The organism is Streptomyces sp. NPDC012466, from assembly GCF_042955215.1.
Taxonomy (GTDB): Bacteria; Actinomycetota; Actinomycetes; order Streptomycetales; family Streptomycetaceae; genus Streptomyces.
The window spans coordinates 241,832-255,018 of record NZ_JBIBEQ010000001.1 but is presented as its reverse complement, the minus strand read 5'-3'; the positions used below and the strand labels follow the sequence as shown (position 1 = coordinate 255,018).

14 protein-coding genes are annotated in these 13,187 nt (G+C 73.2%); 6 read left to right on the top strand and 8 right to left on the bottom strand.

What is annotated here, in order from left to right; genetic code table 11:
- Positions 1–4 precede the first annotated feature (4 nt).
- Positions 5–1,192 (bottom strand): hypothetical protein, encoded by a 1,188-nt coding sequence (locus ACFY9E_RS01185; protein ID WP_390978131.1) that lies wholly within the window; start codon positions 1,190–1,192, stop codon positions 5–7.
- Between the two features lie 259 nt (positions 1,193–1,451).
- On the opposite strand from ACFY9E_RS01185, the gene ACFY9E_RS01180 reads away from it, so the two are divergent.
- Complete coding sequence (locus tag ACFY9E_RS01180; RefSeq protein ID WP_390978129.1) at positions 1,452–1,901, top strand: hypothetical protein; 450 nt, start codon at positions 1,452–1,454, stop codon at positions 1,899–1,901.
- A 232-nt stretch (positions 1,902–2,133) separates the two neighbouring features.
- A complete protein-coding gene (locus ACFY9E_RS01175) occupies positions 2,134–2,562 on the top strand; it encodes a VOC family protein (protein ID WP_390978127.1) in 429 nt (142 codons plus the stop codon).
- 16 nt (positions 2,563–2,578) lie between these two features.
- On the opposite strand, the gene ACFY9E_RS01170 is transcribed toward ACFY9E_RS01175, so the two are convergent.
- Positions 2,579–3,838, bottom strand: coding sequence for an MFS transporter (locus tag ACFY9E_RS01170; protein ID WP_390978125.1), 1,260 nt, complete (start codon positions 3,836–3,838; stop codon positions 2,579–2,581).
- 141 nt (positions 3,839–3,979) lie between these two features.
- Positions 3,980–4,432, bottom strand: a complete 453-nt coding sequence (locus ACFY9E_RS01165) for a YbhB/YbcL family Raf kinase inhibitor-like protein (protein ID WP_390978123.1) — start codon at positions 4,430–4,432, stop codon at positions 3,980–3,982.
- Between the two features lie 107 nt (positions 4,433–4,539).
- Between ACFY9E_RS01165 and ACFY9E_RS01160 the strand changes: the two genes are divergently transcribed.
- Positions 4,540–5,559, top strand: coding sequence for a sigma-70 family RNA polymerase sigma factor (locus tag ACFY9E_RS01160; protein ID WP_390978121.1), 1,020 nt, complete (start codon positions 4,540–4,542; stop codon positions 5,557–5,559).
- A gap of 84 nt (positions 5,560–5,643) precedes the next feature.
- Here the strand turns inward: ACFY9E_RS01160 and ACFY9E_RS01155 are convergent, their stop codons facing one another.
- From ACFY9E_RS01155 to ACFY9E_RS01145, 3 genes are read right to left on the bottom strand one after another with little or no spacing between them, the layout of a single operon-like run.
- The gene (locus ACFY9E_RS01155) at positions 5,644–6,099 is read right to left on the bottom strand and encodes an archease (protein WP_390978119.1); all 456 of its coding nucleotides are present in this window, start codon (positions 6,097–6,099) and stop codon (positions 5,644–5,646) included.
- A gap of 56 nt (positions 6,100–6,155) precedes the next feature.
- Positions 6,156–6,758, bottom strand: coding sequence for a DJ-1/PfpI family protein (locus tag ACFY9E_RS01150; RefSeq protein WP_390978117.1), 603 nt, complete (start codon positions 6,756–6,758; stop codon positions 6,156–6,158).
- A complete protein-coding gene (locus tag ACFY9E_RS01145; RefSeq protein ID WP_390978115.1) occupies positions 6,755–7,744 on the bottom strand; it encodes a DJ-1/PfpI family protein in 990 nt (329 codons plus the stop codon). The genes ACFY9E_RS01150 and ACFY9E_RS01145 overlap by 4 nt, the downstream gene beginning before the upstream one ends.
- A 117-nt stretch (positions 7,745–7,861) precedes the next feature.
- Here ACFY9E_RS01145 and ACFY9E_RS01140 point away from each other — a divergent pair, with 117 nt between their 5' ends.
- The 3 genes from ACFY9E_RS01140 to ACFY9E_RS01130 all read left to right on the top strand — a co-directional run bounded on the left by ACFY9E_RS01140 (position 7,862) and on the right by ACFY9E_RS01130 (position 10,322).
- Positions 7,862–8,521: an alpha/beta family hydrolase gene (locus tag ACFY9E_RS01140; RefSeq protein WP_390978113.1), complete on the top strand. Its 660-nt coding sequence runs from the start codon at positions 7,862–7,864 to the stop codon at positions 8,519–8,521.
- A 92-nt stretch (positions 8,522–8,613) separates the two neighbouring features.
- Positions 8,614–9,258 (top strand): phosphoribosyltransferase family protein, encoded by a 645-nt coding sequence (locus ACFY9E_RS01135; protein ID WP_390978111.1) that lies wholly within the window; start codon positions 8,614–8,616, stop codon positions 9,256–9,258.
- Between the two features lie 83 nt (positions 9,259–9,341).
- The gene (locus tag ACFY9E_RS01130; protein WP_390978109.1) at positions 9,342–10,322 is read left to right on the top strand and encodes a TerC/Alx family metal homeostasis membrane protein; all 981 of its coding nucleotides are present in this window, start codon (positions 9,342–9,344) and stop codon (positions 10,320–10,322) included.
- A gap of 24 nt (positions 10,323–10,346) precedes the next feature.
- On the opposite strand, the gene ACFY9E_RS01125 is transcribed toward ACFY9E_RS01130, so the two are convergent.
- Together ACFY9E_RS01125 and ACFY9E_RS01120 are read right to left on the bottom strand one after the other, a co-directional pair.
- Positions 10,347–11,537 carry a CoA transferase gene (locus ACFY9E_RS01125; protein WP_390978108.1) on the bottom strand — a complete coding sequence of 397 codons (1,191 nt, stop codon included), beginning with the start codon at positions 11,535–11,537 and terminating at the stop codon, positions 10,347–10,349.
- A 236-nt stretch (positions 11,538–11,773) separates the two neighbouring features.
- Positions 11,774–13,105 carry a helix-turn-helix domain-containing protein gene (locus ACFY9E_RS01120; RefSeq protein WP_390978107.1) on the bottom strand — a complete coding sequence of 444 codons (1,332 nt, stop codon included), beginning with the start codon at positions 13,103–13,105 and terminating at the stop codon, positions 11,774–11,776.
- Positions 13,106–13,187: the final 82 nt, after the last annotated feature.

Genomic DNA, 13,187 nt, shown 5'->3' with positions numbered 1-13,187 from the left:
CCCGTCACGGCAGCGGCTGGCCGCACTCCGGGACGTTCGGCAGCCGGTTGTCCGGCGAGCTGATGTAGATGTTGGAGATGTAGCCCTCGTACTGGGGCAGATAGGCCCACCACTCGTTGGTGTACGGCGGCACATTGACCACCTCGCCCCGGGTCTGGCAGCCCACCAGGACCTCGACGCCGGCCGGGAGCCGTGTCATCGGGTCACCGCCCGTGGACGGCCCCTTGCGGACGTTCACGGACTCGCCCCAGGTGCCGAACCAGGTTCCGGCGGGCCGCTTGGCCCCCGGCACGTTCAGCGAACGGGTCAGCCGGCCGAGGTCGGTGTACGCCTTGCCGTACGACGTGCCGTCCGGGTGCAGCGACAGCACGGCCACGATCGCACGGTCGGTGGCACCCACCGTGCCGGTGGTGTGCAGTGCGGGGTGCGTGAGGTCCACGGCCGCGTCGGCGCGGGGAGCGGGGGCGGCTTCCGTCCGCGCTGCCGAGGACGTTGCCTGAGAGCCGCACGTGCCCTTCCCGAACTGGCCGGACCAGCCCTGCTTCACCGCCCAGGGCCGGTCGAAGGACCCCGCGACACCGAAGTGCTGGTCGAAGTGGTCGGTGGTCGAGCAGCGGGTGGAGCGGCGCAGGTTGTCCATGATGAAGGTGCGGACGGGTGCGGGCGCCTTGTCCAGGATGTACCGGTAGACCGCCACCGTGTCCCGGGCCGAAATGGCGGTGTAGCCCCAGAAGCCCGCGTACCCGGCGGGTGGTGGCGCCGTGTCACGCAGACCGAGCGCCGGCCGGTCGAGCATCCGCTTGATGATCGCCGGGCCGCCGTACGTCGACCAGTAGTGGTTCGCGGCGTCGTCGTCGCTGCCGCGCAGCATCGGTTCCAGCCGGGCCCGGTCGGCCGGGGGGATGGTGTAGTCGGGCCCGCGGTCCCACAGGAAGTCCAGGGTCAGCAGGAGCTTGACGACCGAGGCGGAACGGAACTGCGCGCTGTCGTTGATCTGTTCGGTGAACGTGCCGGTCTCGCGGTCGAAGACGGCCACGCCGGCGGTGACGCCGGGCGGGATCTGGGCGGTCGCGGAGGTCTGGACGGTACCGGCGGGCCTGCCCGTCCGGGGTTGCGCCGCCGCACCGCTCGTGAGTGACGCGACCGTGACGACGGCCGCGAGCGCGGCCGCGCCGCGCAGGAGCATGCGCATGGTTGCCCTTCCTGGATCACCCGGGTTGTCCTACGGGACCTCGGCCCGCGGCGCCACGATAGGAGCTCGGGCGGGGCCACGGTCCTGACGAATGTCAGGGCTCGGGCGGAGCGGGGTGACCTGCGGATTCGACCCTGATAAGTGTCAGGTGTCGGCGGTGCGGTGACGCCTCGTACGGTCACGGCAAGCGAGCGACGGCCGGCCGGGGGCCGGTCGCCGCGCACGCCCGGATCAACCGCCGACACACGAAAGAGGGCTCATGAGCCGCCGATCACTCAGGACACTGCTGGCCGCGGGGGGCGCCGCCGCGGTGATGGCGCTCCTTCCGACCTCCGCCCAGGCCCAGCCGTACTCGGGCGGCAACTACGGGGCCTACGGCATGGAGGGGCAGTACCCCACCACCTCGTTCTGCACGGGCACCTTCCGGCAGATCGGGCCCACCCTGTACGCCGAAGGCATGGCCCTGAAGTACTTCTACTCCGACAAGTGCGGCTCGTTCGCCCGGATCGAGAACTCCCGGCCCGGATGCGCGGCCGTACTGCAGCGTTCCGACAACGGCGCGGGCCGGGTCGACGGCTGGGTCTCCGAGACCGTCGACTCCGGCATCAACTACGCCTACACGCAGATGGGCAACAACCTCAACGGCCGCGTCTCGCGCGCCCTGCTCGCGTGCGACGGCCACGACCTGGTGAACACCGGCTGGTACTGAGCCGCGCACCACACGCGCAACGGGGGCGGCCGGATCTCCGGTCCGCCCCTTCGGCGTCCCCACGGGGAACGGGGTCAGCAGGCCCGGACGCCGGCGGACCCCCAACACGGCCGAAAACCGCTCGACGCCCTCCGCCACCGCTGTCTACGATCCACCGCGCGGCATCGCGTGCCGGTCACCGGCCGGGTGAGGCATGGAGGCGCCGCGGAGATGCCCGTGGAGGCATTCAACCGTGTCAGTCGAGTTCAACCACACCATCGTCCTGTCCCGTGACCGGGAGAAGTCCGCTCATTTCCTCGCAGACATCCTGGGACTGGAGGTCGGTGCACCGACCGGGGTGTTCCTGCCGGTGACGACCGACAACGGCGTCACGCTGGACTTCCTCACCATCGACGCCGACATTCCCATGCAGCACTACGCGTTCCTCGTCTCCGAGGACGAGTTCGACGAGGCCCTGGCCCGCCTCGTGACGGCCCGCGTCCCCATCCAGGCCGACCCGCACGGCAACCACCCCCGCCGTATCAACCGCAACGACGGCGGCCGGGGCGTCTACTTCCTGGACCCGGCGGGCCACGGCATGGAGATACTCACCCGCCCGTACGGCACGGATCCGGCCTCGGAGCTGAACGGGGTCACGGAGGACGTGCCCGGGGCGGTCTGAACCGGCCCCGGGCCGGTCAGCCGCCCTCCGAGTCCACTGTCACGGGGGCCGGTTCGGAGCCGGCCCCCGTGGCGTGCTCCCGGCGCGGGAGCAGCAACGGCGTGGCGAGCAGCAGGGCACCGGCCAGTGCGAGGGCCGTCCGGGGACCGGTCCGGGCGGCCAGCACCCCCCACAAGGCGGTCGTCGCGGCGGTGGTGGCCTTGCCGGTGGCCGACCAGGCGGCCAGGGTGCGGGTGACCCGGTCCCTGGGGGTGCGGTCGAGGCGGTGGGTGGCGAGGACCGGGTTGAACACGCCGCAGCAGGTGATCAGGCCGAACTCGACCAGCATGATCAGGGCCAGGCCGGGCGCCCCGGGGCCGGTGAAGGCCAGGCCGATCGGCCAGCAGGCCCGGAGCGCCCCCGCGGTGAGCAGGACGCGGTGCCGGCCGTGGCGCGCGACGAGGCGCGGAGCCAGGCGGGAGCCGAGCAGGCCGCCGGTGCAGGGCACCGCGAAGGCGAGGGCGTACTGCCACGGCGCGAAGTGCAGGTCGTCGACCATCAGGATCAGCAGCGGTGGCGACGCCGCCATGATCAGGGAGTTCACCAGGAGCGAGTTGAGGAACAACGGGCGCAGGGCCGGGTCGGCCAGGATGTGGCGCCAGCCGTCGAGCAGGTCACCGGCCCGGGGCACCGCCGGGTGCGGCCGTACCGGGTGTTTCTCGGCGTCGCCCATGGCCCGGATGCCGATTGCCGAGAGCAGGTAGCTCACGGCGTCGGCCACCACCGTCGTCACCGGGCCGAACAGGCCGATCGCGGCCCCTCCCAGCGGCGGGCCGATCATGCTGGCGGTCCAGGTCGTCGCCTCGAAGCGTCCGTTCGCGACGAGCAGGTCCCGCCGCGGCAGCAGGTCCTTGAGGAACGCCCCCGCCGCCGCGTTGAAGGTGATGTCGGCCGCCGCCACGGCCACCGACACCAGCAGTAGCTGGCCGAAGCCCAGCCGGCCGGCGGCGAACGCCACGGGGACGCTCAGCAGCATCCCGCACCGGATCAGGTCCGCCGCGATCATCACCGGCCGTTTGCGGCGGATCTCCACCCACGGCCCGAGCGGCACCGACACCGCCGCGCCGACCGCCGGTCCCACCGCGGCCAGCAGCGACACCTGCGTGGGCCCGGCGTCCAGCGCCAGGACCGCGATCAGGGCGAACGCGTCGAACGCGAGCCATGTGCCGGCCGTGCTGACCGCGTACGCGCCCCACAGCCACCCGAACCGTCGCCCCAGCGACCGTCTGCCCGCCATATCCGGCGCACTCCCCGCTCTCCCGGACAACCCGATGTTGTCCGGGAGCCATCCAAGCGAGAAGCGGGGAGGCCGGGCAAACAACCACCCGCAGCCCGCGCCACAACCGACCGTTGTGACGCTGTGAGGACGCGCGGGGGCTCAGCGCTGGTACAGCCCCACCAGTGTCCCGTCCGCGAGGCGGCGCCTCTCGACCTCCTCGTGCACCTGGTCCGCGCGCGGGGCGTCGGGCAGGACACACGGTTCGGACAGGGCGTAGAGCCGGAAGAAGTAGTGGTGGGCGTCGTCACCCGGCGGCGGATGCGGGCCGCCCCAGCCGTGCTGCCCGTAGCCGTTGATGAGTTCCGTACCGCCCGGCGGGCTCTGCCCGGCCTCGACGCCGTCGCTGTGCGGGTCGATGCCGACCACGACCCAGTGCGCGAAGGTCCCCGACGGGGCGTCGGGATCCTCGCACAGCAGGACCAGTTCGGCCGCGTCGTCCGGTACACCGCTCCAGGTCAGCGGCGGAGAGATGTTCGGTCCCTCGTAGGAGTACCGGCGCGCGATGAAGGAGTGGTCGTTGAACGCGTCGCTGCTGAGTTCGATGCCGGTCATGTCGCCCGGGGTACCCCCGGGGGTCCCGGGCCACACGGTTCGGCACCCGATCCCCCGGGTACCCGGCAGGGCGAGCCGAACGAGGCGGGGGAGTGAGGAACCCGACGATGTCCCCCCTGGCAGAAGACCCCGCGGACGAGGTCCGGGAGGACCGCCGCGCCCCCGCCCGCACCGCGCGGCTGCGCAGCCGCATCCCCGAGCCCGACGAGGAACCGGACCTCCTCGGCCAGTACCTCGCACAGATCTCGGCGACCCCGCTGCTCACCGCCGAGGACGAGGTACGGCTGGCCCGGCGGATGGAGGCCGGCGTGCGGGCGCTGGAGGAGCTGGACCTGGCCGACGCCGGTGAACACGGCCTCACGGCGAAGCGGCGCCGGGAACTGGAGGGCGCCCTCCGCGACGGGCTGGCTGCCAAGGACCACATGGTCCGCGCCAATCTCCGGCTCGTCGTGTCGATGGCCAAGCGGCACGCCCACCGCGGTCTGCCCCTGCTGGACGTCATCCAGGAGGGCAACCTGGGGCTGATCCGGGCCGTGGAGAAGTTCGACCACACCAAGGGCTTCAAGTTCTCCACGTACGCGACCTGGTGGATCCGCCAGGCGATCGAACGGGGCCTGGCCGCGCACGCGCGCTCCGTGCGGCTGCCGATGCACGTCGTGGAACAGCTGCAGAAGATCGCCAAGGTCGAGCGGCGGCTGCGACTCGACCTGGAACGGGAGCCGACCGCCGAGGAGGTGGCCCGGGAGAGCGGCCTCGCCGAGGACAGGATCGGCTGGCTGCGCCATGTCGGACGGGACGCCGTCAGCCTGGACACGCCGGTGGACGACAGGGGCGAGACCGTCGTCGGCGACCTCATCGCCGACACCGAGGTGCTCCGGGCCCCGGAGGTGGCCGAGTTCCGGGCGCTCGCCGAGGAACTCCGCGAGGCCGTCGGCACGCTCGCGCCCCGGGAGGCCATGATCCTCAGCCTGCGCTACGGGTTGCACGACGGACACACCCGCACCCAGAACGAGGTCGCGCGGCGCGTCGGTCTGACCCGCGAGCGGGTACGCCAGCTCGAGAAGGAGTCGCTCGCCCGGCTACGGGAGCCGGGCAACCGCGAACGGCTGGTGGCCTGGGCGGGCTGACGCCCCGTCTCTGCCACCTCACGCCCTCGACGTCCGGCACCGCGACGATCAGCTCGCCGCCACAGACGTGCCCCGCCGCCGAGGTCAGGCGTCGACCGTCACCGCACACGACCACCCGAACGGATCCGGTCCGATGCGCAGCCGGTTCCACACCACCGCCGTCGGAACCGCCCCCGTGATCTCCACGTCCGCGATACCGGTGACCGCCAGGCGTACGTCCAGGCCGCCATCGGCCTCGTCCGCCTCCACGTCCACGGGCACCTGGCCGTACACCTCCAGCCGGAAGATGATCTCGTCCAGCAGCGAGGCGAGCAGGTCGTCGTCGCTGGCCTCGGGCAGCCGCACCCGGTCCACGGCGGTGGCCCGCACCCCGGAGACGTCCGCGAAACACTCCACCATCGCCAGGACGGCCTCCGCCAGACAATGCTCCCGGCACGACGCCCACGCCTCGATCCGGATATCGCCTGGATGCGGCACCACCCGGTGCCCGCACTCGCCCGGCTGCCGCCCTTGCCCGCCGTCGCCCGTGTCACCGCACATGAACAACGCCTGCCCGAGGCTCGCCCACCCATGCGGCCCCGGCCCCGCCGTGTCGATCAAACGGGCTCGTCCGCGAGGTACGGCGGCGCCGGGTCGTACTGGACGCAGCGCCGCACATCCCGCGCGTGCTCCCGCCCGTGCAACCTCCCGACCAGCCACAACGCGCTGTCGATACCGGCCGACACACCCTGGCTGGTGACCAGGTTGCCGTCCACGACATAGCGGGCGTCCCGGACGACGGTCACGTCCCCTCGCGCCTCCAAGGTGTCCTCGTGGCTCCGGTGTGTGGCCACCCGACGCCCGCGGGCGGGCCCGGCGGCGTGCAGCAGGAACGTTCCGGTGCACACGCCGTGCACCCACGCGGTCCGCTCCGCCGTCTTCCCGATCCATCCGGTGACCACCGGGTTGTGCGGCTGGACCTCCCGCGCGCCGCGTCCGCCCGGTACATGCAGCACGTCCAGCGGCGGATGGTCGTCGAGGGTGTGGTCGGGCAGGACACGCAGGCCCTTGTTGCAGCGCACCGGCCCGGGGTGCTCGGCGATGAGCACGGCCGAGTCGGCGCTCTCCCGGAGCCGGGCCGAGACGGTGAACACCTCCCAGGGCCCCACGAAGTCGAGCTCCTCGGCGTCCTCGAAGACCAGCAGGCCGTAGGTCGTCATGCGCTTCTTCCTTCCTCTGCGGGATCTGCCAGGGACCCCGCGGTGGAGCGGAACCTGGCGCGGTAGTCCGACGGCGCGACACCGAGCCGGCGGTGGAACGTACGGCGCAGGGTCTCGGCCGTGGAGAAGCCGTAGCGGCGGGCGATGGTCTCGACCGGCTCGTCCCCGTCCGTGAGCGCGCGCTGCGCCGCCTCGACACGCACCCGCTCGACGTACGCCGCCGGCGGGACGCCCAGTTCGGCGGTGAAACGGCGCTGCAGGTGGCGGGGGCTGAGCCCCGCGTGCGCGGCGAGACCGGCGATGTCGTGCCGGGCGCCCGGATCGGCGTGGATCGCGACGACGGCGGCCCGCACCGGGTCCGTCGCCGGCTGCCGTGACCACAGCGCCACACTGAACTGCGACTGGCCCCCCGGGCGGCGCAGGAACAGCACCAGCCGACGGGCCACCTCGTGCGCGACGTCCCGGCCCAGGTCGTCCTCCACCAGGGCGAGCGCGAGATCCATCCCGGCCGTCACCCCGGCCGACGTCCACACCCGCCCGTCCCGGACGAAGATCGGCTCGCAGTCCACGCGCACTGCGGGATGCTCCCGGGCCAACTGCTCCTCGCGGGCCCAGTGCGTGGTGACCCGCCGCCCCTCCAGCAGCCCCGCGGCCGCCAGCAGGAACACCCCGCTGCACACCGAGGCCACCCGCCGGGCACCGGACGCGGCGGCGGCGACCCAGGCGACCAGTGCCTCGTCCTCCCGCGCCCGGTCGACGCCCCGGCCCCCGACCACCACGAGGGTGTCCGTCCCGGCGGGGTCGAGGTCCGCCACACCGTGCCCGGCGTGCACGAGCAGCCCGCTCACCGACCGGACCGGCCCCGCCCGGGTGGCCACGACCTCACAGGCGTACTCGCCCGCGCTGTGGAACACCTCGTGCGGCCCGGTGAGGTCGAGCGGCTGGAAGCCGTCGAAGACGACGAAGACGACACGGCGATCGGTCACGACCTCACGCTCCACCGGCCCCCGGCACGGCGTCAACGACACGCACCCCACAGATCGCGCCATGGGACGTCCCTCCCGGGGCGGGTACCACGGGAGGCGGGGGAGAGGAGGCTGACGATGATCTCCCGGACCGTCACCGTGCCCGCGGGTGGCGTCGGACTGACCGGCGATCTGGCCGTGCCGGAGGACGCCCGTGCGGTCGTGCTGTTCGCGCACGGCAGCGGCAGCTCCCGGCACAGCCCCCGCAACCGCGAGGTCGCCGCCGGTCTGCGCACCGCCGGACTCGGCACCCTGCTGATCGACCTGCTCACCGAGGAGGAGGAACGCCAGGACGCCGCCACCGCCGAACTCCGCTTCGACATCCCCCTGTTGGGTCGCCGGCTGACGGACTCCCTCGACTGGCTGGCGCGGGAGCCCGCCACCGCGGGTCTGCCCGTGGTCCTGTTCGGCGCCAGCACCGGCGCGGGTGCGGCCCTGGTCGCCGCGGCGCAGCGCCCCGACCGGGTACGGGCGGTCGTCTCGCGCGGCGGACGCCCCGATCTGGCCGGCGACGCCCTGGACTCCGTTCGGGCCCCGGTGCTGCTGATCGTGGGCGGCCGGGACACGCACGTGCTGCGGCTCAACCAGGAGGCCGCCCGGCGGCTGCCCGGCCCGCACACCCTCCACGTGGTGCCCGGCGCCACCCACCTGTTCGAGGAACCGGGCGCGCTCGGACAGGTCACCGAGGCGGCCCGGCAGTGGTGCGGCGAGCAGGTGCAGACCGCCGACGGCCGGTGACCGTCGGGCGTGCTTCGCCCCACGGGCCCGGGGGTACGCGGGAGACGGACCGGCCGGGGGCCCTCTCCGTGCGGGAAGCAGAGGTGACCGTCATGCGCTTCCGTGATCGCCGGCAGGCCGGTGAGGAACTGGCCGGAACACTGCGCACCCGGCAGCGCGAGGGGGACCTGCCCGACCCCCTCGTCCTCGCCCTGCCCCGCGGTGGTGTCGCCGTGGCGCGCGAGGTCGCCGCCGCGCTGGGCGCCCCGCTCGAGGTGCTCGTCGTACGCAAGATCGGGGCGCCCCGCCAGGAGGAGCTCGGCGTCGGCGCGATGGCCGGGGACGAGGTGCCGCTCCTGGACGAGGACGCCCTGCGCCACCTCGGCATCAGCGAGGCAGCCCTGGCCCCCGTCATCGAACGGGAACGCGCCGAACTGCGTCGCCGCGAGCGGCTGTACCGGCAGGGACGGCCCGCCCCGGACCTGCGCGGACGGACCGTCATCGTCGTCGACGACGGCCTGGCGACCGGCTCCACGGCCCGCGCCGCGCTGCGCTTCGTACGCCGTCAGGCGCCCGCACGGGTGCTGCTGGCCGCGCCCGTGTGCTCCCCGGAGGGGGCCGGTCTGATGCGGGCGGAGGCCGACGAGGTGATCTGCCTGCACCGGCCGGCCGCGTTCATGGCCGTGGGCCTGTGGTACGAGAACTTCGACCAGCTGACGGACCAGGACGTTCTGGAAGCCCTCCACGTGCAGCTTTGACCCATTGTTCACCTGGCAGGAGTGGCGGAATCCGGCCACCGCGGACCACGATGTCCTTCCCCCCACCTGTACCAGGAGTAACAGTGAACGTCTCGCTGTCCGTGTGGCTGCTGACCGTGGCGGCCCTGTGCGTGCTCGTCGCCGTCGACTTCTTCGTCGGCCGCAAGCCGCATGACGTGTCCATCAGAGAAGCCGGGACGTGGACGGTGGTGTGGGTCGTCCTGGCCGTGCTGTTCGGCGTGGGGTTGTGGTTCTTCGGCGGGAGTGGTCCCACGGGGGAGTTCTTCGCCGGGTACATCACCGAGAAGTCGCTCAGTGTCGACAACCTCTTCGTCTTCGTCCTGATCATGGGGAAGTTCGCGGTGCCCACGCAGTACCAGCAGCGGGTCCTGATGGTGGGCGTCCTGATGGCCCTGGTGCTGCGGGCCGTGTTCATCGCGGCCGGCGCGGCGATCATCTCCGCCTTCTCCTGGGTCTTCTACCTCTTCGGCGCGTTCCTGATCTGGACCGCCTGGAAGCTCGTCCAGGACGCCCGCACCCAGGACCACGAGGAGGAGTACCAGGAGAACAAGCTGCTGAAGATGGCGGAGCAGCGCTTCGGGGTGGCCGACCGCTATCACGGCACGAAGCTGTTCATCACCGAGAACGGCAAGCGGATCATGACCCCGATGCTGGTCGTGATGCTCGCGATCGGCTCCACCGACGTCCTGTTCGCCCTCGACTCCATCCCGGCCATCTACGGCCTGACGCAGGACCCCTACATCGTGTTCACCGCGAACGCCTTCGCCCTGATGGGCCTGCGCCAGCTGTACTTCCTCATCGGCGGCCTGCTGAAGAAGCTGGTCCACCTCTCCTACGGCCTGTCGATCATCCTGGGCTTCATCGGTGTGAAGCTGGTGCTGCACGCCCTGCACGAGTCGGGCGTCCACGTCCCCGAGATCGGCATCCCGTTCTCGCTGGGCTTCATCGTGCTGGTCCTGGCGGTGACGACGTTCACGAGCCTGCGGGCGTCGAAGAAGCAGGCGGCCGAAGCGGCGGCACAGCCGGCCCCCGAGTCTTCCTAGGCACCCCGCGCATGACGGGGCCCGTCAGACGACTCCGTCCGCGCGCAGGGCGGCCACCTCGTCCGCGGTGCGGCCGAGTTCGCTGAGGATCGCCTCGGTGTGCTCGCCCACCGCCGGAACCGGGTCCATGCGCGCGGGCACGCCGACGAGGTCGGCGGGCGGGAGCAGCGCCTCCACGGTGGCGCCCGGCACCCCCACCTCGGTCCAGCGGCCGCGGGCGGCCAGCACGGGGTGGTCCAGGAAGGCGGCGACGTCGTTGACCCCCGCGCAGGCGATGCCGATGCGCTCCAGGTCCTTGAGGATCTCGTCGGAGCCGGAGCGGGCGAACCGCTCGGCGACGACGACGTCGAGCTCGTCCCGGTGGGCGACACGGTCGGACCCGGTGGCGAAGCGCGGATCGTCGACCAGCTCCGGCCGGCCGAGGAACTCGGCGCACAGGGCGGCCCACTCCCGCTCGTTCTGGATGGAGAACAGCACCTCCTTGCCGTCGGCGGCGGTGTACGTCCCGTACGGCGCGATGGTGGCGTGCCGGGTGCCCAGGCGCGGGGGCTGGGTGCCGCCGTGCCGGGTGTAGTAGGCGGGCTGGCCCATCCACTCCGCCAGCGCCTCGAACAGGGACACCTCCACGGGGTGGGCCTCGCCGGTGGTGGCGCGGGTGTACAGGGCGGTGAGGATGCCGCTGTAGGCGTACATCCCGGCGGCGATGTCGGCCACGGAGATCCCGGTCCGGGCGGTCCCCTCGGGGGTTCCGGTCAGTGACACCAGCCCGGTCTGGCACTGCACGAGCAGGTCGTAGGCCTTGCGGTCGGCCCAGGGGCCGGTGGTGCCGTAGCCGGATATCGTGCACGGGATCAGGTTGGGGCGACGGCCGGTGACGGTGGCGGCGTCCAGACCGAGCCGGGCGGCGGCGCCCGGGGCGAGGTTCTGCACGAAGACGTCGGCGCCGTCGAGGAGGTCGTGCAGGATCTCGTGGCCGCGGGGGTCCTTCAGGTCCAGCGTGAGCGACTCCTTGGAACGGTTGAGCCAGACGAAGTAGCTGGAATGGCCGTGCACGGTCGTGTCGTACCGGCGGGCGAAGTCGCCGCCGCCCGGCCGCTCCACCTTGATCACCCGGGCACCGAGGTCGGCGAGTTGCCGGGTGGCGTAGGGCGCGGCCACGGCCTGCTCCAGACTGACCACCGTGACCCCGGCCAGGGGATACCGCTGCACGCTCATGCCTCAAGCTCCCGAATCGTGTACGGAGGGCGCTGGACAGTCTGCCGCAGGGGCACGGCGCCGGCGCGGGCCGCCGACGCGATCCGGATCACGCCGGCGGAGGGTTTCGCGGGGCGGTGATGCCGGTGGCGTGCGGCTTTTCACCGGCGCGACGCGGCTCGGGGCGGCAGAGCCCTCGGCCGGGCGTAGGGCGGATACGGGCGGGCGTACGGCAGATGCCCCCTGGCGTACGGCTGCTACGGCCGGGACAGGTGCCGCATGGTGAGGGCCAGTTGCAGCCGCAGCCGGCCCTGCGGGGTGCGGATCGGCCAGCCCAGGAGGTGCTCGGCGTGGGCCAGGCGGTCCTGGAGCGTGGAGTGGTGGACGTTGATCTCGGCGGCCGCCGCCCGCAGGCTCGCGGTGGACACGACCGCGTGCACCGTGGCGAACAGCCAGGGCGTGGTCGCCGCGGCGGTCTCCAGGGCGCGGACGTCGGGCGGCGGCTCCGCGCCGGGTACGACGACATCGGCGAGGAGCGCGATACCGCCCAGTTCGTCGGCGTACACGACCCGGGGCCCGGGGTCCTGCGGGGTGCCCTCGGCGGTGAACCGCAGGGCGGTACGGGCCTCGGCCCAGGACCGGGGCAGGTCGAGCACGGGGACGGCGGGGCCGATGCCGAGGCGGCCGGCGGGGAGGCCGGGCTCTGCGAGAGCGGTTCGCTGACCGGCGACGGCGACGGCGACGGCAGCGGCGGGGGCGGGGCCGGTCCGGGCACGCGGAGCGGCCTGCGCGGCTTCCGGGTCGACAGGCTGCCCTGGGGGAGGGGTTGTCCCCGGGCCTGTCCGGGGTCCGGGCAGGGCAGGAGGGGTCCGAGGCCGGGCGGGGGCTTCCGCCGCGGCGTGACGTGCGTGCGGAACGGCCTCCGGGCCGGCGGGTATCACCCGTGGGCGGCCGTTCAGCGGGGCGAGGGCCCGGGCCGGGGCGGTGAGGTCCAGTCCGAGGCGGCGGGCGGCGTGCAGACGGGCCGGTTCGGGGGCCGTGGCGTCGAGGAGCGTCTCGACCAGCGCCGGGTCGTCGGCCGGGGCCCGGCCGCGGGTGCGGTCGAGCACCAGCCGTACGGCACCGGCGGCCCGTTCGAGGATCACGGCGTCGACCACGCTGGGAGTGTGCCGCGTTCGCACCTTCTCGGGCGTGGACGCGTCGGGCACCTTCGCGGCCGGGCCGCCGTGCTCGGCGTCGGCCCCACCTCGGCCGGCTCCGTCTCGGACGACCCCGTCCGAGGTGGCGCCGTCCCCGCTCCGTTCCAGCCACAGCGTCGCCGTACCGTCGGTGCTCAGTCGCGCGGCGGGCCAGGCCGGGTCGGGCGGGGTTTCGCTGTCCCCCCGGGTGCCGTCGGCCTCCACCCTGACGTGCACGCGCCGGTCCGGATCCACCAGCCGGGCCGGGCAGCCGGCCAGGACGGCGGCACCGCGCACGAGTGCCTCGAGCCCGGCTCTGGACTCGGTCAGGCGGTCGAAGTAGGCGATGACCCGGACCGCCGCACCGGCGTCCGGGTCGAGGGCGGTCAGCCGCCCGGCCAGCTCTTTCATAGGCCCCATGGTGCGGTATGCGGCCGCTTTCGGGGACGGCCGGCGTTCGACGGCTTCCCCGCCACCGCGACCGACGCCCCAC